This is a genomic window from Streptomyces sp. WAC05292 (genome assembly GCF_003949955.1).
In the GTDB taxonomy this organism is placed as follows: domain Bacteria; phylum Actinomycetota; class Actinomycetes; order Streptomycetales; family Streptomycetaceae; genus Streptomyces; species Streptomyces globosus.
Window position 1 is genome coordinate 1 of sequence record NZ_RPSE01000047.1, and the last position, 20,922, is coordinate 20,922.

22 protein-coding genes are annotated in these 20,922 nt (G+C 76.4%); 11 read left to right on the top strand and 11 right to left on the bottom strand.

Annotated features, from left to right (window positions below; genetic code table 11):
• Positions 1 to 160 (bottom strand): NAD(P)-binding protein (locus EF903_RS36065; RefSeq protein ID WP_399420422.1); only part of this gene is annotated, 160 nt, incomplete at its 3' end.
• Here EF903_RS36065 and EF903_RS08620 point away from each other — a divergent pair.
• Positions 153 to 1,241, top strand: coding sequence for a hypothetical protein (locus tag EF903_RS08620; protein ID WP_125542516.1), 1,089 nt, complete (start codon positions 153 to 155; stop codon positions 1,239 to 1,241). The two genes, EF903_RS36065 and EF903_RS08620, sit on opposite strands and share 8 nt — an antisense overlap.
• Before the next feature lie 63 nt (positions 1,242 to 1,304).
• On the opposite strand, the gene EF903_RS08625 is transcribed toward EF903_RS08620, so the two are convergent.
• Complete coding sequence (locus EF903_RS08625) at positions 1,305 to 2,267, bottom strand: GlxA family transcriptional regulator (protein ID WP_125542518.1); 963 nt, start codon at positions 2,265 to 2,267, stop codon at positions 1,305 to 1,307.
• Between the two features lie 128 nt (positions 2,268 to 2,395).
• Here EF903_RS08625 and EF903_RS08630 point away from each other — a divergent pair, with 128 nt between their 5' ends.
• Positions 2,396 to 3,436: a trans-acting enoyl reductase family protein gene (locus tag EF903_RS08630; protein WP_125542520.1), complete on the top strand. Its 1,041-nt coding sequence runs from the start codon at positions 2,396 to 2,398 to the stop codon at positions 3,434 to 3,436.
• A 174-nt stretch (positions 3,437 to 3,610) separates the two neighbouring features.
• Here EF903_RS08630 and EF903_RS08635 read toward each other — a convergent pair whose 3' ends face one another.
• Positions 3,611 to 3,931 carry a hypothetical protein gene (locus EF903_RS08635; RefSeq protein WP_125542522.1) on the bottom strand — a complete coding sequence of 107 codons (321 nt, stop codon included), beginning with the start codon at positions 3,929 to 3,931 and terminating at the stop codon, positions 3,611 to 3,613.
• A 156-nt stretch (positions 3,932 to 4,087) separates the two neighbouring features.
• On the opposite strand from EF903_RS08635, the gene EF903_RS08640 reads away from it, so the two are divergent.
• Positions 4,088 to 4,552, top strand: a complete 465-nt coding sequence (locus EF903_RS08640; protein WP_125542524.1) for a cyclic nucleotide-binding domain-containing protein — start codon at positions 4,088 to 4,090, stop codon at positions 4,550 to 4,552.
• A 40-nt stretch (positions 4,553 to 4,592) separates the two neighbouring features.
• Here EF903_RS08640 and EF903_RS08645 read toward each other — a convergent pair whose 3' ends face one another.
• On the bottom strand, positions 4,593 to 6,338 hold the full coding sequence (locus EF903_RS08645; protein ID WP_125542526.1) for a GAF domain-containing protein: 1,746 nt from the start codon (positions 6,336 to 6,338) through the stop codon (positions 4,593 to 4,595).
• A gap of 236 nt (positions 6,339 to 6,574) precedes the next feature.
• Between EF903_RS08645 and EF903_RS08650 the strand changes: the two genes are divergently transcribed.
• From EF903_RS08650 to EF903_RS08660, 3 genes are read left to right on the top strand one after another with little or no spacing between them, the layout of a single operon-like run.
• Positions 6,575 to 6,958, top strand: coding sequence for a hypothetical protein (locus EF903_RS08650; protein WP_125542528.1), 384 nt, complete (start codon positions 6,575 to 6,577; stop codon positions 6,956 to 6,958).
• 32 nt (positions 6,959 to 6,990) lie between these two features.
• Positions 6,991 to 7,911 (top strand): universal stress protein, encoded by a 921-nt coding sequence (locus tag EF903_RS08655; protein WP_185902578.1) that lies wholly within the window; start codon positions 6,991 to 6,993, stop codon positions 7,909 to 7,911.
• Between the two features lie 55 nt (positions 7,912 to 7,966).
• A complete protein-coding gene (locus EF903_RS08660) occupies positions 7,967 to 8,560 on the top strand; it encodes a CBS domain-containing protein (protein WP_125542566.1) in 594 nt (197 codons plus the stop codon).
• 10 nt (positions 8,561 to 8,570) lie between these two features.
• Here EF903_RS08660 and EF903_RS08665 read toward each other — a convergent pair whose 3' ends face one another.
• From EF903_RS08665 to EF903_RS08685, 5 genes are all read right to left on the bottom strand, one after another.
• The gene (locus tag EF903_RS08665; protein ID WP_125542530.1) at positions 8,571 to 9,161 is read right to left on the bottom strand and encodes a hypothetical protein; all 591 of its coding nucleotides are present in this window, start codon (positions 9,159 to 9,161) and stop codon (positions 8,571 to 8,573) included.
• A 64-nt stretch (positions 9,162 to 9,225) separates the two neighbouring features.
• Positions 9,226 to 9,675 carry a universal stress protein gene (locus tag EF903_RS08670; RefSeq protein WP_185902579.1) on the bottom strand — a complete coding sequence of 150 codons (450 nt, stop codon included), beginning with the start codon at positions 9,673 to 9,675 and terminating at the stop codon, positions 9,226 to 9,228.
• Positions 9,676 to 9,767: 92 nt separating this feature from the next.
• Positions 9,768 to 12,167: a glycoside hydrolase family 65 protein gene (locus EF903_RS08675; RefSeq protein ID WP_125542532.1), complete on the bottom strand. Its 2,400-nt coding sequence runs from the start codon at positions 12,165 to 12,167 to the stop codon at positions 9,768 to 9,770.
• Between the two features lie 34 nt (positions 12,168 to 12,201).
• Positions 12,202 to 12,894 carry a pyridoxamine 5'-phosphate oxidase family protein gene (locus tag EF903_RS08680; protein ID WP_125542534.1) on the bottom strand — a complete coding sequence of 231 codons (693 nt, stop codon included), beginning with the start codon at positions 12,892 to 12,894 and terminating at the stop codon, positions 12,202 to 12,204.
• Complete coding sequence (locus tag EF903_RS08685; protein WP_125542570.1) at positions 12,891 to 13,967, bottom strand: zinc-dependent alcohol dehydrogenase family protein; 1,077 nt, start codon at positions 13,965 to 13,967, stop codon at positions 12,891 to 12,893. The genes EF903_RS08680 and EF903_RS08685 overlap by 4 nt, the downstream gene beginning before the upstream one ends.
• Positions 13,968 to 14,255: 288 nt before the next feature.
• Here EF903_RS08685 and EF903_RS08690 point away from each other — a divergent pair, with 288 nt between their 5' ends.
• Entirely contained in the window at positions 14,256 to 14,915 is a 660-nt protein-coding gene (locus EF903_RS08690) for a CBS domain-containing protein (RefSeq protein WP_125542536.1), read from the top strand.
• Between the two features lie 47 nt (positions 14,916 to 14,962).
• Here the strand turns inward: EF903_RS08690 and EF903_RS08695 are convergent, their stop codons facing one another.
• The gene (locus EF903_RS08695) at positions 14,963 to 15,814 is read right to left on the bottom strand and encodes a DMT family transporter (RefSeq protein WP_125542539.1); all 852 of its coding nucleotides are present in this window, start codon (positions 15,812 to 15,814) and stop codon (positions 14,963 to 14,965) included.
• 204 nt (positions 15,815 to 16,018) lie between these two features.
• Here EF903_RS08695 and EF903_RS08700 point away from each other — a divergent pair, with 204 nt between their 5' ends.
• On the top strand, positions 16,019 to 16,861 hold the full coding sequence (locus EF903_RS08700; RefSeq protein WP_125542541.1) for a universal stress protein: 843 nt from the start codon (positions 16,019 to 16,021) through the stop codon (positions 16,859 to 16,861).
• 9 nt (positions 16,862 to 16,870) lie between these two features.
• Here the strand turns inward: EF903_RS08700 and EF903_RS08705 are convergent, their stop codons facing one another.
• Positions 16,871 to 17,440 carry a hypothetical protein gene (locus tag EF903_RS08705; RefSeq protein ID WP_260614970.1) on the bottom strand — a complete coding sequence of 190 codons (570 nt, stop codon included), beginning with the start codon at positions 17,438 to 17,440 and terminating at the stop codon, positions 16,871 to 16,873.
• Positions 17,441 to 17,697: 257 nt separating this feature from the next.
• On the opposite strand from EF903_RS08705, the gene EF903_RS08710 reads away from it, so the two are divergent.
• The 3 genes from EF903_RS08710 to EF903_RS08720 all read left to right on the top strand — a co-directional run bounded on the left by EF903_RS08710 (position 17,698) and on the right by EF903_RS08720 (position 20,874).
• Positions 17,698 to 18,087: a VOC family protein gene (locus tag EF903_RS08710; RefSeq protein WP_125542543.1), complete on the top strand. Its 390-nt coding sequence runs from the start codon at positions 17,698 to 17,700 to the stop codon at positions 18,085 to 18,087.
• Positions 18,088 to 18,319: 232 nt separating this feature from the next.
• Positions 18,320 to 19,819 carry a cytochrome ubiquinol oxidase subunit I gene (locus EF903_RS08715; protein ID WP_125542545.1) on the top strand — a complete coding sequence of 500 codons (1,500 nt, stop codon included), beginning with the start codon at positions 18,320 to 18,322 and terminating at the stop codon, positions 19,817 to 19,819.
• Complete coding sequence (locus EF903_RS08720; RefSeq protein WP_125542547.1) at positions 19,819 to 20,874, top strand: cytochrome d ubiquinol oxidase subunit II; 1,056 nt, start codon at positions 19,819 to 19,821, stop codon at positions 20,872 to 20,874. The genes EF903_RS08715 and EF903_RS08720 overlap by 1 nt, the downstream gene beginning before the upstream one ends.
• Positions 20,875 to 20,922: the final 48 nt, after the last annotated feature.

Here is a 20,922-nt window from a genome sequence, read left to right on the forward strand (position 1 = left end):
CGCCCAGCGGGTGGACGGCCGAGCAGGGGTCGTGCCGGAACCCCGGGAGGGTCAGCTCCTCCGTGCGGGCTCCGCCGCCGACCGTGCCGGCGGCTTCGTAGACGGCCACCGAGTGTCCGCGGCGGGCGCGGCCGGCTTGCGAGCATGCGGGGGTGAACACAGCGGGTGACGAACTGGTCGACGTGGTGCCGCTCGGCGCCGTCCGGGCGCGGGGCACCGTCGAGGTGGCCGCCGGAGGGCGGCTCCTCGTCCGCGCGGGCGGGCTGTTGCAGGTGTACGACCGGGAGGAGTTCCTCGCAGGCACCGACGCCGGCCCGGTCGTCTCCCTCCGGGTGGAGGAGCAGGAGCGGGCGGCCCCCACGCCCGACGGCGGGTTCCTGGTGGCCGGCGCCGCCTCCGTACGGGCCGTGGGCCCGGACGGCGGGACGCGGTGGACGTTCGCCCACGACCCGTGGCACGGCACGCCCCGCGCCCGGTCCGCGCCGGCGCTCAGCCCGGACGGCCGCCTGGTCGCGGTCGTCGTGCCGACGCCGGAGCCGGACCGGGCGCAGGCGGCCCTGGTGTACGACGCCGAGCCGGGGCGGAGCTACGTCTGGGACCGGCTGCTGTTCCTGGACGCGGCGACCGGCGCGGTCGTGGGCCGGCAGCAGCTCCGCTCGCTGGCGTCGGGCGTGGTGCTGGGCTGGCGCCCGGACGGCGGCGCCGTGGCGGTGTCGTGCTGGACCGCCTGGCACAGCTGGTCGACGTGGTGGGCCGAGCCCACCGGGTCCGCGGATGCCGGCGACGGGATCCGCATCGCCGGCGGTACGTGGATGCACGCGCTGGCGGGCTTCCTCCCCGGCTCCCGCACGCTGACCCAGCGGTACGCCGAGCACGTCTGGCCCGACGACGACCGCGACGAGCTGGCCGTGTACGACACCGCTTCCGGCGGGCAGGTGGCGGTGCTCGACCTGGCGGAGCTGGCCGTCGACCCGCAGGAGGACGAGTTCCGCTCCGCCGAGGTCCTCGACGGGCGCCACGTCCTGGTGCCCGGCCGCGTGTTCCCGGCGGGCGGGCCGCCGCAGACGCGGCACTGGCTGATCGACGCGGCATCGCTGCGCCCGCTCGGCCGGCTCGCCTACCCGGCCGCCGTCGGCAGGGACGTGACCGTCCTGGGCGACGGCACCTGGCTCACCGAGGACGGCGGCGGGCACCTGCACCGCTGGGCCCTGGGGCGCACGGAGCCCGCCGCCTCGGCCTGATCCCGGGCGGAGAGCAGCACCGCGGTCGGGACCGTTCCCCCGCGCGGGGGCCGCGTCCCGCCCTCAGGGAGAGGCGGTGAGGCCGGGGCGGCGCAGGCGGAAGGTGCGCCGGTAGGTGTCCGGGGGGACGCCGACGGTGCGCTGGAAGTGGCGGCGCAGGGTGGTGGCGGTGCCCATGCCGGTGGCGGCGGCGATCACGTCGACGGTGTCGTCGGTCGTCTCCAGCAGGGCCTGGGCGCGCCGGATGCGCTGGGTGTGCAGCCACTGGAGCGGAGTGGTGCCGGCCACGGCTCGGAAGTGGCGGGTGAGCTGGCGCGAGCTCATCGCGGCACGCCGGGCGAGGTCCTCGACGGTGAGGGGCCGGTCGAGCCGCTGGAGGGCCCAGGGGAAGAGTGCGGCGAGCGGGTGGCTGCCGGGCTCGGGGAGCGGGGTCGTCACGAACTGGGCCTGGCCGCCCTCCCGTTGCGGCGGTACGACGAGGCGGCGGGCGAGCGCGTTGGCGGCCGCCGCGCCGTGGTCGAGGCGGACCAGGTGCAGGCACAGGTCCATCGCGGCGGCCTTGCCGGCGGAGGTGAGGACGCTGCCGTTGTCGACGAACAGGACGTCGGGGTCGACGGTGACCCGCGGGTGGCGGGCGGCCAGGTCCGCGGCGTGCGCCCAGTGCGTGGTCGCCCGCAGCCCGTCCAGCACCCCGGCCGCGGCGAGGACGTACGCGCCGGTGCACAGGGAGACGATGCGCGCGCCGGCCAGGTGGGCGGCGCGGACCGCGTCGACGAGCTGCGCGGGCGGTGCGGCACCGGTGTCCGCCCAGCCGGGGACGATCACGGTGTGCGCCCGGGGCAGGGAGTCGAGGCCCGCGTCCGGCTCCAGGCGGAACCGGCCCGTGCTGACGGCCTCGGGGCCGCACAGGGAGAGCTCGTACCAGGGGTCCGCGATGTGGCGCAGGTCGGAGCCGAACACCTCCAGGGCGAGGGCCATTTCGAAGTGGAGCATTCCGTCGGTGACGGCCAGGGCCACTGCAGTCATGTCGGAAAGTGTACGGGTGGTGTCGTTCCCGACACTCGCCGGGCGGCCCGGGTGGTGGCGAGGATGGGGCGTGTTGCCGAGCCCGCCGCAGCGGCGGGCCGGTCGTTCCGGAATGGGGATGGTTTTCGATGGGATCGGCGAGGGGATCGGCTCGGACGGTCGCGGTGTTCGGCGCGTACGGGCACACCGGGCGCTTCGTGGTCGCGGAGCTGCGCCGGCGCGGGTTCGTCCCGGTGCTGTCGGGACGGGACGCGGCGAAGCTCGCCGCGGCGGCCGCCGCGACGGGATGCGAGGCCCGGCCGGCGACGGTGGAGGACCCGGCCTCCCTGGACCGGGCGCTGGCCGGGGCGGCCGCCGTGGTCAACTGCGCCGGGCCGTTCGCGTACACGGCCGCCCCGGTGGTCGAGGCGGCGCTGCGCGCCGGGATCCCGTACGTGGACGTGGCCGCCGAGATCGAGGCCAACGCCGACACGTTCGGCGCCTTCGCCGACCGGGCCCGCGAGGCGGGCACGGTGGTCCTGCCGGCGATGGCCTTCTACGGGGCCCTCGGCGACCTGCTGGCCACGGCGGCGCTGGACGGCCGGACCGCGGCGGACGAGGTGCACGTCGCGTACGCGCTCAGCAGCTGGCACCCCACCGAGGGGACCCGCCGGGCGGGTGCCGTCTCGCGGGAGCGGCGGGGCGGCGGGCGCGTCGTCTTCACCGGGGGCGGGCTGCGGTACCGGCACGACGCCCCCGCGAGCGTGCAGTGGGACTTTCCGCCGCCCGTGGGGCCGCGCGAGGTGATCGCCGAGTTCACCATGGCGGACGTGGTGACCGTGCCGAGCCATCTGGACGTCCCCGAAGTCCGCACCTACATGACGGTCGGGGCCGCGCAGGACGTCGTGTCGCCGGACTCCCCCGCGCCGGCGGCGGTGTCCGCGGACGGCCGGTCCGACCAGGCGTTCGTGGTCGACGTCGTCGTCGAGTACGCCGGGACGCGGCGGCGGGCCGTCGCCCGGGGCACCGACATCTACGCCGTCACCGCCCCGCTGGTGGTGGAGGCCGTCGAGCGCATCCTCGACGGGCGCACCCGTACGGCGGGCGTCGCCTCCGCCGGCCGGCTCTTCGACGCGGCGGACTTCCTGCACGCCCTGTCGGGCCACCTCCGGGTCGACCTGCCCTCCTGACGGGCGCCCGCCGGCCGCGGAGCAGGGGGGCCGGAGCCGGGCGCAGTGAGCGCCTTCTCCGGCCCGGACGGGGTCGCCACCCGCCGGCAGCCGCCGGAGGCCCGGCCCGCGGCGCGGGCCGCCGCCGCTGCCGCCGGGCCGGCGCTTGGTGCCGGCCCGGCCGCCCGGCCGGGCTCAGCCGCCGGCCTGCGTGGGCGTGCCGTACGCGCCCCGGGCGGCTGGCGGGAGCGTGAAGGGGACCGCCCCGCCCGCCCGTACGGCGTCCACCGCGCCCTGGTGGACGGTGCGGCCGACCTCGGGCGCGGGGCAGGGCACGGGACTGCCGGCGAGGGGGTGCCACTCGGTGTCCCCGACGTACTGGACGGCGACGTGCGCCTGCTGCGACTCCCACGTGGTGCGCACCGCGAGCTCTCCCGTGAGCGTCCCGGCCTCAGCCGTCCGTACGCCTCCGGGGCCCGTGAACACCCCCGTGGTGGTCCATGTCGTGGATGCCATGTCAGTCACCTCGGCAGCAGTGGTGGTGTGACTGACATGCTGCCCTGCCGGCGCGTCTCCCGCCAGGGCCGTTCGGGCCCGGGGAGGGCCCGCAGGGCCCGTGCGGGCCGGCGGCGCAGGGCCGAGACTGGAGGGACCCGAACCAGGGAGGCCTCGATGAGCACCCCCTCTCCCACCCGGATCGCCGCGGCGCTGCCCGCCGACCACCGCACCCGCCTGATGGAGGCGGCCCGCGAGGTGAACTTCGCCGAAGGGAGCCGCATCTTCCGCGAGGGCGGCCGGGCGGACCGGTTCTGGATCGTCCGCTCCGGCACCGTGACCCTGGACGTCCACGTGCCCGGGCGGCGGGCCGCCGTGGTCGAGAGCCTCGGGGCCGGGGAGCTGGTCGGCTGCTCGTGGCTGTTCAGGCCGTGCACCTGGCGGCTGGGCGCCGAGGCCATGACCCCCGTGCGGGCCTACGAGTTCGACGCGGACCGGGTGCGGGCGCTGATGGACGCCGACCCGGCCTTCGGGTACGCCATCGGCCAGTGGGTCGGCCAGGTCCTCGCCCACCGCCTGCACGCCACGCGGATCCGGCTGCTCGACCTGTACGCCCCCTACGGCAGCGGCAGCGCCGTCTGACCCCGCGCCTCCCCCGTGGCACCGCGCGGCGCCGGCCGGATCAGGTGCGCAGCGTCGGCGGGGACAGCGGGACCTGCCACACCAGGCGGGTGCCGCGGGGCGCTCCGCCGGGTCCGCGGTCGCGGGCCGCGACGTCCATGCGGCCGCCGAGCCGTGCGGCGCGCACGCCGAGGTTGCGCAGGCCGCTGCGGCGGCCGCCGGCGGGGAGTCCGACCCCGTCGTCCGTGACCGTGACGGTCAGCAGGCCGTCGTCGGCGACGACGGAGACGTCCGCGTGCGCGGCCCGGGCGTGCCGGGCGACGTTCGCGAGGGCCTCGCGGAGCACGGCGAGGACCTCGTCGGCCACAGCGGGCGGGACGTCGGTGTCGAGGAGGCCCTCCATGTGGAGGGCGGGGGCGAAGCCGAGGGCGGCGGAGGCCCCTTCGACGGCCTCGACGGCGCGGGCGCGCAGCCGGGACCCGGTGCCGGCCTCGTGGTCGCGCAGCCCGAAAATGGTCGACCGGATGATCTTGATGGTGGCGTCGAGGTCGTCGACGGCGCGGGCGAGCCGCTCGGACGCCTCGGGGTGGTCGACGAAGCGCTGCGCGCTCTGGAGGGTCATGCCGGTGGCGAACAGCCGCTGGATGGCCTGGTCGTGCAGGTCGCGGGCGATGCGGTCGCGGTCCTCCAGCAGGCTCACCTGCTCGGCGTCCCGGCGCCGGTCGGCGAGCTCCAGGGCGAGGGCGGCCTGACCGGCGAAGCCGGGGAGCGCGGCGACCCCCGAGGCGGCGAAGGCGGGGCGGCCGCGGCGGCGCGCCAGCATCAGGACGCCGCTGATCCCCTCCTTGGTGCCGACGGTGACGGCGACCGCCGGCCCGAAGCCCCTCCACTGGTTTGGCTGCACGGCGGCGTCCGGGTCGGCCTCCACGTCCCGCACGGTGACCGGGCCGTCGCGGGTGAGGGCGGCCTCGACCAGGGTGCCGCGGGTGCCGGTCGGGGTGATGCCGCGGTGGGCCTCGGCTCCCTCCCCCAGCGCGAGGGAGCCGCACAGCTCGCCGGAGGGGCCCAGGTGGTGGAAGACTCCGAGGTCGGCGCCGGTGATGTCCATGGCCCGGGCCAGCATGCCCTCCAGGACCTCGTCCTCGGGCACTCCCGACAGCAGGGCGCTGGTGATGTCGGAATTGGCCGTCAGCCAGCGCTCGCGCAGGCGGACCTCCTCGAAGAGCCGGGCGTTCTCGATGGCGATGCCGGCGGCGACCGCGAGGGTCGACAGGACCGCCTCGTCCTCCTCGTCGAAGCAGGTGCCGCCGCGCTTCTCGGTGAGGTAGAGGTTGCCGAAGACGGCCTCGCGGACCCGGATGGGCACGCCGAGGAAGGAGTGCATCGGCGGGTGGTGCGGGGGGAACCCGTACGAGGTGGGGTGCTCCGACAGTTCGGACAGGCGCAGGGGCTCGGGGTGGCGGATCAGCTCGCCGAGGATGCCGTGGCCGGAGGGCAGGTCCCCGATCTGCGCGCGCACTTCGTCGCTGACTCCGACGGGCAGGAACTCGTCGAGCTTCTGCCCGTCGCCGATGACGCCGAGGGCGCCGTACTCGGCGTCGACGAGGACGACGGCCGATTCGACGATGCGGCGCAGCACCTGTGGCAGGTCCAGCTCCCGGCCGACCGACATGACCGCTTCGAGGAGGCCGTTGAGCCTGTCGCGGGCGCCCCTGAGCTCGTCGACGCGGACCTGGAGTTCCTCGAGGAGCTCGTCCAGCCGCAGCCGTGGCGCACCGGCCGCGGCAGGCTGCCCGCCTGCGCTCATGCCCCACCTCCGGCCGTCGGTGAGAGGACCACGTGTCCTCGGTAGCGCCGGTACGGGCCGCCGGCCCGTGCGTCCCGGCCCACGCCGCGCCGGCCGCCGGCGGGTGCCGGCGGGTCCGTCCGGCCCCGGGACGGGCCCGTTCGGCCCTCGCCCCGGGCCCGCGCTCCGGCGGATCGTGGAGGCACGCCCGCAGGGGGCGGCGGCCGTGTGCCGCTGAGGCACGGCAGGAAGGGCCCATGAAGCGCATCGAGGTGGCGGACCGGATGACCGGGGAGGTCGTCTCCGGCACGCCCGACACCCCCGTCGGGGACGTCGCGGAGCCGCTCGCGAGGTGCGCCGCCGCCTGGGTCCCGGTCCCTGCGGACGGCGGGTTCCGCCGCCGTGTCGGCGAGGTGCTCCCGGACGCCGCGGAGGCACTAAACCGCGACGCCGAGGTGCGCGTCGCGGACGGCCTCGTCACCCTGGACGGGACGGCGGCCCGCCGCGGCCGGCTCCGCCTGCGGCTCGGCCCCGTCGAACGGCTCGATGGGGTCGCCGCCGTCGCCTCGTACGCGACGGCCCTCTCCGACGGCACCGTCGGTGCCCCCGCCGGGCGGACGCGGCAGGTGCTGCCGTGGTGACGTCCGGCTCACCCAGGAAGGAACCCCTCCCCATGGACGACCACGTGACGGCCGGCATCGACGGCTCCCCCGAGAGCCGGGCTGCGGCGCTGTGGGCGGCCGGTGAAGCCGTGCTGCGGCGGGTTCCGCTGCGGCTCGTCCACGCCGTCGACTGGCCGCTCGACCCGGTGTTCCCGGGGGTGGGCGGGCAGGACGCGGACCGGTGGGCCGATCAGGTGCTGTCCGAGACGGCGCAGGAGCTGCACGGGCGCCATCCGCAGCTGGAGATCACGACCCGCTGCCCCACGGCCCGACCGTCGGCCGCCCTGGCGGCGGAGGCGGCGGACGCCGCACTGCTGGTGCTGGGCTCGCGCGGCATCGGCGGCCTGGTCGGGTTCCTGGTCGGCTCGGTCGCGCTGTCGACCGTGGCGGCGACCGACACGCCCGTGGTCCTCGTCCGCACCGCCGACGCGGCCCCGGACGACCGGGACACCGGCACCGATGCCGGCACCGATGCCGATGCCGATGCCGGTGGCGGTGCCGGTGCCGGTGCGGGGATCGTCGTCGGCATCGACATCCACGAGGCCGGCGACCGGGTGCTCGACTTCGCCTTCGAGGAGGCGGCGCGGCGGGGTTGCCCGCTGCGGGCGGTGCACGGCTGGAAGCTGCCCCCGGCCTACTCGTACGTGCCGTTCTCCGACCCGGACGACGAGCGCGAGATCGGCCGGAGCGTCACCCGCATGGTCGAGGACATGCTGCTGCCCTGGCGGCAGAAGTACCCCGAGGTGGCGGTCACGAGCAGCGTGTTCCGGGGGTCCCCCGGCGAGCGGCTCGTCCAGGAGAGCCGCGGCGCGGGCCTGGTCGTGGTCGGGCGGCGCCGCCGCCGCTCCCCGCTGGGCCCCCACCTGGGAGCGGTCGCCCACGCGGTGCTGCACCACTCCGCGGCCCCCGTCGCGGTGGTCGCGCATGGCTGACGACGCCCCCCTCCCCGCGGGCGGGCCGCCCGGCCCGCCCGCGGGGAGGGCCGGCATCCGGCACCGCAGCGTCGCCGACCTGATGACGCCCCACCCCGTGGGCGTCCGGGCGGCGACGGCGTTCAAGGAGGTGGCCCGGCTGCTCCACGAGTACGACATCACGGCCGTGCCCGTGGTGGACGCCGACGGACGCCCCGTCGGCGTCGTCTCGGAGGCCGACCTGCTGCGCCGCCGGGCCGGCGGCACGTCCACCGCGGGCGAGCTGATGTCGAGCCCCGCGGTGACGGCCCGCCCCGAGTGGAGCGTGGTCCGCGCTGCCCGGGTGATGCAGCGGCACGGGGTCAAGCGGCTGCCGGTCGTCGGCGCGGACGGCCGGCTGGTCGGCGTGCTCAGCCGCAGCGACCTGGTGCGGCTGTTCCTCCGCCGCGACCAGGCCATCCGCGAGGAGATCGTCGAGGACGTGATCGTCCGGACGCTCCGCATCGCCCCCTCGTCGGTCACCGTGGACGTGGACGACGGCGTGGTGGTGCTCAGCGGGACCGTCCCCAGGACGGAGCTGCTGCCCGTGGTCGAGCGGCTCTGCCAGAGCGTCGACGGCGTCGTGGACGTCGACAACAGGCTGTCCGGTCCGCCCGCGGGCCCCTCGTGACGGGCGGCCGTCAGCCGTCGCCGGGCCCTGGCCGCAGGCGGCCGCTCCACAGGGGCTCCACGTCCTCCCATTCGGCTTCCCAGGCGCGGGCGCAGCGCGTGTCGACGCCGCGGAGGCCGACGCGGACGAGGGCCCCCGACACGAGGAGGACCCCGGCGGCCGCCGCCGCGCCGAGGAGGAAGGCCTCCAGGGCGACTTCGGCGGTGCCGGGCGGTGCGGAGGCGACGCTGCCCCGGTCGTCGACCCAGACGCGCACGGCGTCGCCCTTCCGCGTGCCGGGCGGGACGGGCACGGTGCCCGTGTGTCCGCGGCCGGGCGGGTACTGCCAGGTGGCGGAGGCCGCGGTGGAGGTCCGGTCGCTCGGCCAGTCCCCGGACCGGTAGCCGGTCGTGCCGACCGTGGTGGCCGTCACGGCGTGCCGCTCGCGGGCGACCGCCTCGGCGGCGCGGGTTCCGTCGCTCCAGGAGGCGTACCCTGCGGCGGCCCCGCAGACGGCGGCCATCAGGCAGGCCGCGGCGAAGGCGCGGCGAAGCCAGGTGCGGGCCCGGTCGGCGCTGCGCAGGGGCGGCCTGGCCCCCGCTCCTGTCGTCCGGTCGTCCATGGCGTACCTCCGCCCTGCGTACGTACCGGGAACCGGCCCGCCGCCCAGGCGGTGGGCATGGCGCTCACCCCGCGGGTGCGTCCGGGCGGACGATGGTCACCGGGCACGGGGCGTGCAGCGCGACCTGCTGGCTGACCGAGCCGAGCAGGGCCCGCCGGAAGCCGCCGCGGCCCCGGCTGCCCACGACCAGCATGTCGGCACCCCGGGCCGCGTCGACCAGGACCTCGACCGGATGGCCGTGGACCAGGCGCTCGCGGACCAGGGAGGCGCCGTCCTCGCCGAGCACCGTGCGGACCTCCTCGACCAGGCGCCGCTCGGCGTCCTCCTCGTCGAACGTCGCGTCCACGGCGGGGGCGGACCACGACGCCTCGCCGGGGACCTCCCATGCGGTGACGGCCTCCACCCGGCCGCCGACGAGTCCGGCGTACCGCACCGCCCAGCGGAGGGCGGCCCGGGAGGAAGGCGACCCTTCCACGCCCACCACGATCCGCGGAGCCTCTTGCTGCGTGCTCATTCCCACTCCTTCCGACTCCCTACGTCCAGCGTGGGCGAGGCGGCTGCGGCCCGCCAGGCGAGCGGGCCGGCGCCGGGGCCGCTCGGCGGGGGTCAGCCGCCGGGCAGGCGGAACCAGCGTTCGCGCCCCGCGGCGACCCGGACGCGGCGGCCGCCGGGGAGGACCAGCGGCAGCGGCCCGAGGAGCGAGGGCGGGACGGACACGCCGATCCGGCCCGGCAGGAAGCGGATGCCGATCCCGCGGTGCCCGAGGCAGCACACGGAGAAGACCGAGCGGGGGATCTCGGTGAGCGGGGCGGGGTCGACGTACAGGCCGTCCGCGGCGGGGTACAGCCCGACGACCGCCCGCTCGACGAGGTCCAGGGTGCCGGCCATGGCGCCGAGGTGGATCCCCTCGCCGGTGGTGCCGCCCTGGACGTCGGTGACGTCGCCGAGCAGGGCCTCCCGGCAGAACCGCCAGGCGTCGGCGCCCCGTTGCCGGGCGAGGACCCGGCCGTGGACGACGCTGCTGAGGGTGGAGCCGTGGCAGGTGCGGGGGAGGTAGTAGGACACCGTCCGCTCCCACAGGGCGTCGTCGAGGGTGTACCCGAGGCGGGCGAAGAGCCCGGCCAGTTCTGCGGGGCGGAAGAGGTGGCCGAGCATGAGGGTGTCGGCCTGTTTGGAGGCCTGGTAGCGGTTGGGGGTGTCGCCCTCGGCCTCCAGGATCCGGTCGAGGCGGCGGATGTCGCCGTAGCGGGCGCGGTAGCCGTCCCAGTCGAGTTCGGCGAGGTCGCCGTAGCCGTGGAACTGGCTGACGACACCGGCGTGGAAGGGCACGTGGAGGCGGTGCGAGACGTCCCTCCAGGCCGCGGTGTCGCCGGGGCGTAGGCCGAGCTGTGCGCGGAGGTCGGCGCGGCGGGCCGCGGGCAGCTCGTCGTGGAGGTCGAGGGCGCGGGCGAGGGCCCACGCGGCGGTGACGTTGGTGTAGGTGTTGTCGTCGATGCCGGGGGCGGCGGCGTCCGGGTAGGCGTCGTGGTATTCGTCGGGGCCGACGACGCCGCGGATCCGGTAGCGGCCGAGGCCGGGGTCCCAGGATGCGACGGAGGCCCAGAACTGGGCCGTGCTCAGCAGGAGTTCGGCTCCGGGACCGTGCATGAACCCGGTGTCCCGGGTGGCGAGTCCGTACTGCCAGGCGTTCCAGGCGACGGCCGATCCCACGTGGCGCTGGAGGCGGGAGTGGTCGGGCAGCCAGCGCCCGGAGTGCGGGTTCAGGTGGAGCCGCTGCGTCTCCTCCTCCCCCGAACCGGCGCTCTGCCACGGGAACATGGCGCCCCGGGCGCCGGTCCGGCGGGCCGCCTCCCGGGCGGCAGGCAGCCGCCGGTGGCGGTACATGAGCAGGCCGCGGGCGGTTTCGGGGAAGTGGAGCGTGAGGTAGGGCAGGACGAACAGCTCGTCCCAGAAGACGTGTCCGCGGTACGCCTCCCCGTGGAGGCCCCGGGCGGGTACGCCGGCGTCGAGCTCCGCCGTGTGCGGGGAGAGGGTCTGCAGGACGTGGAAGGCGTGCAGGCGCAGGATCCTGCCGGTCTCCCCCGGGGTCTTCAGCTCCCCCGCGGCCCAGATGGGCTGCCAGGCGGCGCGGTGGGACTCCAGCAGGGTCGGGAAGTCGGGGGCGCGGCCCGCGTGCGCGCGGGCACGGTGCACGGGGTCGGCAGTGGGGCGGTCGAGGGAGGTGAAGAGGGCTGCGGTCTTCACGACCACCGCGTCCCGCCCGCGCCGGACAGGCAGGAGGGACGTCTGCGTGGCGCGGTCCGGCGAGCAGGTGCGGCCGGCCGCGGCGAGGGGCCGGCACGAGGTGCGGACCGCCAGCCCGATCCGTATCCGCGAGGCCGTCGTGGTGCAGGCCAGCCAGTCGGTGCCGTCCGCTCCGGCCCCCGCCCGGTGCTCGGTGAGGTGGCGGCCGGCCAAGGCGCGGTAGCGGTCCACGCCGGTGTTGGCGACGTCCCCGTCGAGGACCGACACGACCTCGATGCGGCCGCTCCAGCCGTATGCCCGGAAGGCGGTGCGCTGCGCGGCCAGGTGTGGATCGCCCATGTGGACGAGGCGCGTGTGGGTGACGCCGAGGCGGCGGCCGTCGGCGTCCTGGAACAGCATGCGCCGGGTGAGGGTCCCGTCGGCCAGGTCCAGGCGTACGTGGCACTTGCGCAGGGCGGGGTGGTCGGGGGTGAGCCAGTCGCCGGGCGGTGCGCCGTCGGGGAGGCAGCGGTAGCGCAGGGCGGTCCAGTCGGGCAGGCGGACCAGGTCCTCGTTGTCGACGGTGCGGCCGGCCACCTGCGAGGCGAGGCGGTTGTAGCAGCCGGCCAGGTAGGTGGCGGGGTAGTGGACGGCGTCCGCGGTGGTCTCGGGGGCCGCGCCGCGGGTGGCGAAGCGGCCGTTGCCGAGGGTGCACAGCGATTCGACCAGGCGCTCGTCGGCGGGGTCGTACGCGCGGTACTCCCAGCGCCAGGGGCCCGTCACGGCCGACGGGGGGCGGCCGCGGACGCCGGGCCCCTCACCCGTGCACCACGCGGCGGCCGGTGAGCCGGACGGGGGTCAGCTTCATCCAGTGGACGCGGATCCCGCCCGCCCACGGGTGGGTGCGGGCGGTGACGACGAGGTTCTGGCGCTCGTCCGGGTCGGTGACGGCTTCGAGCAGGCCGACTGCCTGCACACTCCAGCCCTCGGCGGTGACGTCGTCGATGTGGTCGACCTCGAAGGCCGCCTCGGTGCCGCCCGCCCGGGCGGCGGCCGTGTCGGCGGCGGTGCGGAAGGCGATGGCGGGGCCGGCCGTCATGTAGTTGACGGGGAGGACGGAAGGGCCCTCGGAGGTGAACACCGCGATCCGCCCGACCCCGTGGGTGCCCAGGAGCCGGCGGCACTCGGCCTCGTCGAGGGGCACGAGTGCCGAGTCGCGCCGGGGCTCGGCCCGGCCCGGGGGCCGGTCGGAGCTGGCGCCGGTCAGGTCGTCGACGGTGACGCCGAGGGCGTCGGCGACGCGGATGAGCGTGCCGATGGACGGGGAGGCGGCGTGCTCCTCCAGGTAGGCGATGTAGTTGGCGTCCGCTCCGCACCGCCGGCCCAGTTCCTCGCGGCTCAGCCCGAGCGAGGAGCGGCGGGCGGCCAGGCGGCGGCCGAGGTCGGTGCGGCCGGCCGGCGCGCCGGAGGCGGGGCGGGGGGTGTGCGGGCTGCTCTTCACGGTGATCACTGCTCCCGGGGCGGTAGGGCGACGGTGTCGTGCTGCGGTCCCCCCAGGACGACCTTGAGGGCGCCGGTGTCGCCGGCGCGGGAGAAGACGTCGTACGCCTCCTCCATCCGGTCGAGCGTGAAGCGGTGGGTGACCAGCGCGGCCCCGGGCAGGCGGCCGGCCGCCGCCATGCGCAGGAGCATCGGGGTCGAATGGGTGTCGACGAGGCCGGTGGTGAGGGTGACGTCCTTGATCCACAGGTCTTCGAGGTGGAGGACGGCCGGCTTGCCGTGGACGCCGATGTTCGCGACCCGTCCGCCGGGGCGGACCATCCTGGTGCACAGCTCGAACGCCTCCGGCAGGCCGACGGCCTCCATGACGACGTCCGCGCCGAGCCCGTCGGTCAAGTCCGCCACCAGCCGCTCGGGCTCCTCCCGTGCGGTCGCCGTGGCGTCGGCGCCGAGCCGGCGGGCGGCTTCCAGGCGGGAGGCCGCGAGGTCGACCGCGATGATGCGGAACGGGCTGAAGAGGCGGGCGGTGGCGATGGCGGCGAGGCCGACGGGGCCGGCGCCGACGACGGCGACCGTGTCGCCGGGGCGGACGCCTCCGCTGAGGACGCCGACCTCGTACGCGGTGGGGAAGATGTCCGCGAACAGGACGGCCTCGTGGTCGGCGAGGGTTGCGGGCAGCGGATGGACGGAGAGGTCGGCGAAGGGGACCCGCACGTACTCCGCCTGGGTGCCGTCGACGAGGTGGCCGAGGACCCAGCCCCCGCCTCCGCGGCACTGGCCGTAGCGGGCCTCCCGGCAGAACCGGCACCGGCCGCAGGCCGAGATGCAGGAGACCAGGACCCGGTCTCCGGGGCGCACGCCGCGGACGTCGGCGCCGGTTTCGACGACGGTGCCGACGGCCTCGTGGCCGAGGATCCGGCCCGGCGCCACCTCGGGCACGTCGCCCTTGACGATGTGCAGGTCCGTGCCGCAGAGGGCGACGGCGTCGACGCGGACCACGGCGTCGGCGGCGTCCTTGACCGAGGGGTCCGGGACGTCCTGCCAGGAGGTCTGTCCGGGCCCGTGGAAGACGAGTGCCTTCATGGCGCGGCCCTCTCTCTCGTGCACGGAGGTTTCGATGCCAGGCTGTTCCGCGGGCCCGGTGCCGCGCTTGGGCCGGTCGGGCCCCTCCGGGGACCGGTGGGCCCTTCCAGGGTGGCGCGCCCCCGCGCCGCCGCAACCGGGGCGCCGGCGGCGGGCCCGGGGCCGGACGGCCCCCCGGTGTGCCCCGGGCGGCCCTGCGGCCGCCGCGGCGCGCCGGGCAGAGTGAAGTGTCCGCACCCCGCACGGCAGCCGAGCCCCGCTCGCCGCCCGCACGCCGAGGAGCGCGCCATGACCTCCGTCACCGGCCCGTACACCGTCGCAGACGTGATGACCACCGAGGTCGTCGCGGTCACACCGGACACCGGCTTCAAGGACATCGCCGCCGCGATGCGGCGCTGGAAGGTCACCGCGCTCCCGGTGGTGGAGGGCGAGGGCCGGGTCGTCGGCGTGGTCTCCGAGGCCGACCTGCTGCCGAAGGAGGAGTTCCACGAGCACCGCCCCGGCATGATCGAGCAGATGCGCCGTCTGGCCGACACGGCGAAGGCGGGCTCGGTCACCGCCGGGGAGCTGATGACGAGCCCCGCGGTGACGGTGGGCCCCGACGCCACGCTCCCCGGAGCGGCCCGCCTCATGGCCGTCCGGCACGTCAAACGCCTTCCGGTCGTCGACGGCGGCGGCACCCTGCGGGGGATCGTCAGCCGGTCCGACCTGCTGAAGGTCTTCCTCCGGCCGGACGAGGAGCTGGCCGCCGAGATCCGCCGGACGGTCGTCGAGCGCTTGTTCCCCCTCTCCCACGGGGCCGTCGGGGTGACGGTCGAGCACGGCGTCGCCACCCTGACCGGTCCGGTGCGCGACGAGCGCCTGATCCCCGTGGCCGAGCGGCTCGCGCACGCCGTCGAGGGTGTCGTGGACGTCCGCTGCCTGCTCCGCGCGCCTGCCGAGGGCTGACCGGGGCCGGCGGGCCCGGCGGGGCACATCGGCCGCAGGCGCCGCTGTCAGGCCTGCGCCAGCGGCGACCTGTCGAGGACGACGATGCCCGCGACCGCCGTCGCGGCGCCCACCGCCTGGACGGCGAGCGCCGCGGGCGAGGTGGCGAGCTGCTCCCCGAAGAGGGCGACGCCGATCAGCACCGCGCCGACCGGTTCGAGGCAGTCGATGATCGGCAGGCTGATGGCGAGGGAGCCCGCCTGGTACGAACTCTGCGACAGCACCAGCCCGATGACGCCGACGAGGACGACCGCGTACGGCTCCCAGTGCCCGAACCCGTCGAGCCCTTCGCCGCGGAACCATCCGCCCGCGCTCTTGGTCAGGCTGTCCAGCAGCGCGAACATCAGGGCGGCGGCGATCGCGTAGAGGGCGGTGCGGGCCGCCGCGCGGCTCCTGCGGCCGACGGCCGCCAGGGCGACCACCGCCGCGCCGATGCCGATCAGCACCGGCAGCCACTCGCCCGCGGTCGGCGCCGGGGCGGCCTCCGAGGGCGGGAGCACAGCGAGGAACATGGCGATGCCGCCGGCCGTGCAGGCGATCCCGGCCGTGTCCCGCCGGGTCAGCGGCACCCCCCGGCGGCGGGCGAGCAGCGGCAGCGCGAAGACGAGGTCGGTGGCGGCCAGCGGCTGCACCAGCACGAGGGGCCCGAAGGCGAGGGCCAGGCCGAGGAGGGCGTACGAGAGGACGACGAGGGCCATGCCGGCCAGCCAGGCGGGCCGGCGGGCCAGCCCGAGCAGCAGGCGCAGCCGCAGGGCCTCCTGGGCGGGCGCCTGCTGCGCCGCCTTCTGCTGGAGGACGGACGCGAAGCCGAAGGCGGCGGCGGACAGCAGAGCGGCCACCACCGCCACTGCGGTATCCATGCGCCGACTATCGCCATCCGGGCGGGCGGCGGCCGTATGCGACACGCGCGAGGGGCGGCTGCGGCTGCCGCCCCGCAGGCGCGGAGGGGCCCGTTCGGACCCCGTTCGGCCCCCTTGGGCCCTGTTCGCGGCCGCAGCGGCGGGGCAGGCTGGTGGATGCGGAACCCTCCGGCGCAGACGCGGAACACCCCGAGGAGGCATGCCATGACGGCCCAGGTCACGGTGGGCGTGGACGGCTCGCCCGAGAGCCTCGCGGCGGTCGCGTGGGCGGCGCGCGAGGCGGTGCTGCGCGATGTGCCGCTTCACCTGCTGCACGTGCAGGCGGAAGCCAGGGCCTCGGAGCCGGACGGCGACTGCGCGGCGCTCCTCGCCGCCGCCGTCGAACGGGCGCGCCGCGAGGCCGGGGCCCAGCAGGTGGACGCGCGCTGCGTGCGGGGCCGGCCCGAGGAGGTGCTGGGCGGCGCCGCGGACGAGTCGGAGCTGACGGTGCTGGGCTCGCGGGGGCTCGGCGCCCTCGGCGGGTTCCTCGCCGGCTCGGTCTCGCTGGGCGTCGTCGCCACGGCCCGCCACCCGGTCGTGCTGGTGCGCGCCCCGGACGGCGGCGGCGCCGGGCCGGCCCCCGACGGCGGGATCGTCGCCGGGGTCGATCTCGCGCACCACAGCGACCGGCTCCTCGGCTTCGCGTTCACCGAGGCCGCGCGCCGGGGCGGCGCGCTGCACGTCCTGCACTGCTGGAGCCTGCCCCCCGTCTACGTGTACGCCGGGGTGATGGACCCGCACATCGGCGACGAGCTCGGGCAGCGGGCGGCCGAGGCCCTGGAGGTGCTTCTTGAGCCCTGGCGGAGGACGTACTCCGGGGTGCGGGTCAGCCACGAGGCCGTCACCGGTGCGGCGGGCGCCCGGCTCGTGGACGCCGCGAAGGGGGCGGCGCTGCTGGCCGTCGGCCGGCGGACCCGGAAGGTGCCGCTCGGCCCGCACGTCGGGCCCGTCGCCCACGCCGCCGTCCACCACAGTCCGGCGCCCGTCGCGGTGGTGCCGCTGGACTGAGGCGCGGCGCTACTTGATCAGGGCGTTCGCCACGATGATCGCGAACCCGATGGCGGCGTCCGCGGCGCCGACGGCGAGGGCGGGCAGGAGCCGTGACCCCCCGCGCAGCGAGAGGACCGAGCCCCAGCCGAAGAGCAGTGCGGTGTTGAGGCCGAGGCCCACGGCGGTGGTGCCGGGGGCGTCCCAGCCGAAGGTGCCCGCCAGGACGAGCAGGAGCACGGTCGGCAGGGCGGCCGCGACCATCGGCCACTCGTGCCACAGCTCGACGGCGAGCAGGCGCCAGCGCCGCCGGGAGGGGTCCTGCCGGTGCCCGGACATGTGGTGGGCGTAGCCGTGGGCCAGGGCGGCGGTGATCGCGGTGACCAGCACCCAGGTCGCGTCGCTGAAGGGCGTGTACGTGCCGCCCTTCTCGTCCAGGGCGGCGAGCAGGCCGCTGGCCAGGACGGTGCCGTAGACGCCGCAGAACATCCAGTCCGCGGCGTGGCCGTGTCCGGGGCGTACGCCCCGGGGCGCCCGCTCGTCGGCGGCGGGTGCGGGCGGCGGGGTGTGCGGGCCGGCGGTCGGGTGGTCGGCGGTCACGACGGTCCTTCCGGTCGAGGTACTGTCCGCACCTTTTGAGACTGAATGTCCGACCTGCCGCACCTTACGAGACTTCCGCGTCGGATTTCTGTATGGGCCGCGGGGGCGCGGTGGGGGCGTTGCCGGGCCTGGGGTCGGGCCGACTTCCGCCGCTTGCCCCGCCGACGGATCCGCGTATGATCTTCTGCGGCATCGCGTGCCGGTCACCGTCCGGGTGAGGCATGGAGGTGCCGGGACATGCCTCTGGAGGCATTCCTTTGTCGGTTCGCTTCAACCACACCATCGTCCACTCCCGTGACAACCGGGAGTCCGCCGCGTTCTTCGCGGATCTCCTCGGCCTCGACATCACCGGGGAATGGGGCCCCTTCGTCGCGGTCGGCCTCGCCGACGGGGTCACCCTGGACTTCGCCTCGGTGCCCGAAGGGGCCATCACCCCGCAGCACTACGCCTTCCTCGTCTCCGAGGACGAGTTCGACGCCGCGTACGCGAAGATCCGCGAGCGCGGCATCGAGCACTACGCCGACCCGCAGCGCCGCCTTCCGGGGCGGATCAACCACAACGACGGCGGCCGCGGCGTCTACTTCATGGACCCGGCGGGCCACGCCATGGAACTGATCACCGTCCCCTACGGCGGCCTGCCCTCCTGACCGCTCACGCCCCGGCCGCCGTGCGGCCGGGGCCCGAGCCCGCCCCGCCCGCCGCCCGCGGGCATCCGGGGCGTACCCCGACCGGGTGCTGCCACTGGTCCGCGTGGGCCAAGACCGCGCCGCCCGGGCGCCCGATCGGCGCAGAGGGTGCTTCCGTGGCGTACCGGACCCGGGCCGCGGCCGCGACACCCCGCCGGCCGGGACCGGTCAGTCCGGCGAGGCGAGGAGCTCGATGCACACCACGGTCCACCTGCTGGCGGCCGAGGCCCCCGCCCAACTCCTCCCGGCCCGGCAGCTGATGGCGTTCACCCTCGCCTCCCACATCATCCTGGTGCCGATGGGGGTGGCGCTGCCGCTGATCACCCTGGTCATGCACCACCGCGGGCTGCGCCGCGGCGACCCGGTGGCCCTGCTGCTGGCCCGGCGCTGGTCGGCCGTGATGGCCGTGCAGTTCGCGATCGGCGTCGTGACGGGAACCGTCCTGTCGTTCGAGTTCGGGCTGCTGTGGCCGGGGCTGATGGGCCGGTGGGGCGACGTGTTCGGCATCGGGTTCGGCGTGGAGGCCTGGGCCTTCTTCCTCGAAGCGGTGCTCATCGCGATCTACCTGTACGGCTGGCGCAGGCTGCCGCCGCGCACCCACTTCCTGCTCGGTCTCCCGCTGCCGGCCGCGGCACTGCTCGGGGCCTTCGGCATCCTGTCCGCGAACGCCTGGATGAACACGCCGCAGGGCTTCACGCTCGACTCCCGGGGCGACCCGGTCGACGTGGACGTCTGGAAGGCCGTCTTCACCCCGATGTTCGGCCCCCAGTACTGGCATTTCGTGGTCGCGATGCTGATGACGGCCGGCTACGTCGTGGCCGGCGTCTACGCCGTGGGATGGCTCCGGGGGCGCCGCGACCGGTACCACCGCCTCGGCTTCACCGTGCCCTTCACCCTCGCCGCCGCGGCGACCCCGGTGCAGCTGTTCCTGGGCGACTCGATCACCCGGGCGGTCTTCCGCGAGCAGCCCGTGAAGTTCGCGGCCGTGGAGCTCGTCTGGGAGACCGACAGCCACGTGCCGGAGTACCTCTTCGGCCGCCTGCACCCGGACGGCTCGATCACCGGCGGCATCAAGTTCCCCCAGCTCGACTCCATCCTCGCCGGCTTCAGCCCGGACACGGTGGTGCAGGGCCTGACCGCCGTGCCGGCGGGCGACCGGCCGAACGCCACGCAGGCCACCATCGCGCACTGGGCCTTCGACGTCATGGTGTGCATCGGCTCGGCGCTCGCCCTCCTCGCCGCCTGGTACGGGCTGGCCTGGCTGCGGCACCGCCGCCCGCCCGGCTCCCGGTGGTTCTACCGGGGGGCCGCCTGCGCGGGCGCCGGATCGGTCATCGCCGTCGAATGCGGCTGGATCACCACCGAGGTGGGCCGCCAACCCTGGATCGTCTACGGCCACATGCGCGTGGCCGAGGCGGTGACCCCGACCCGCTCCACCGCGCTCTGGACCATGTTCGCCCTGGTGGCCGTGGTCTATGTGCTGATCTTCGCGGCATTCGTGGTCGTCCTGCTGAAGATGCGCGACCGCTGGCGCCTCGCCGACGAGCCCGGCGGCCCTGCGACGGGGCCGGGCGGTGCAGAGGCCCCCGAGGCCGCCACGCCGTACGGGCCCCGCCCGGCGGTCCCGGCCGGCGCCGCCGACGAGGCGGCCGAGCCCGGGGGTGGCGCGCCCTCGGAGGGCGGCGGGCGGTGATGGCCGGGCTCGTCGCGTTCGTGCTGCTGCTCGCGGTCACCGCGTACGCCTGCGCGGGCGGGGCCGACTACGGGGCCGGGTTCTGGGACCTGGCGGCCGGCGGGGCCGCGCGGGGGCGGCGCCCGCGCCGGCTCATCGACCACGCCATGGCGCCCGTATGGGAGGTCAACAACGTCTGGCTGGTCTTCGCCCTGGTCCTGATGTGGACGGGCTTCCCCGTGCTCTTCCAGACCGTGTTCACCGCGATGTGGCTCCCGCTGGCCCTGGCCGCCCTCGGCATGGTCGTGCGCGGCGCCGGTTTCGCGCTGCGCAAGCCGGCCCGGCGGCTGTCCCGCCGGCGGCTGTACGGGGCCGCCTTCGCCGGCGCCTCGCTGCTGACGCCGTTCTGCCTCGGCGTGGCCGTCGGAGGCATCGCCTCCGGGCGGGCCGCACCGGGTACCGAGGCCGCCGCGCGCGTCTGGGCCGGGCCCGCCCCGCTGGCGTTCGGGCTGTTCACCGTCGCGGGGACCGCCCTCCTCGGCGCCGTGTTCCTGACCGCCGACGCCGGCCGCTTCGAGGCCCCCGACCTCGTCGGCTACTTCCGGCTCCGCGCCCTCGCCGCCCTCGGCGCCGTCGCCGTCACCGCGTGCGGCGTCCTCCTCGCCACCCGCGGCGACGCGCCGTACGTCTGGCAGGGACTCACCCGCGGCGCGGGCCTCGCCCTCGCCGCCGCCTCCGCGGCGTCCCTCGCCGCCACCGGACTGCTCGTGCTGCGCGGCAGGGCAGGCTGGGCCCGCTTCGGCGCCGTCGCGGCCGTCGGCACGGCCGTCTTCGCCTGGGGCCTCGCCCAACGCCCCTATCTCATCCCCACCTCCCTCACGGTGGCGGACGCCGCGGGAGACCCCCGGACCCTGGCGTGGCTGTCGCTGGTCAGCCTCGTCGCCCTCCTCCTCATCGGACCGGCCGTGGCGCTGCTGTACCGGCTGGACACCCGCGGCACGCTGGAGCCCCTCGCCGACTCCGACCTGCGCGGGGTCCGCCCGCACCGGGGCGGCCCGGTGGACGGCGGCGGCTGACGGGCCGGAGGGCCGGCCGAAGCCGCGCCGGAGGGCCGCCGGCCCCCG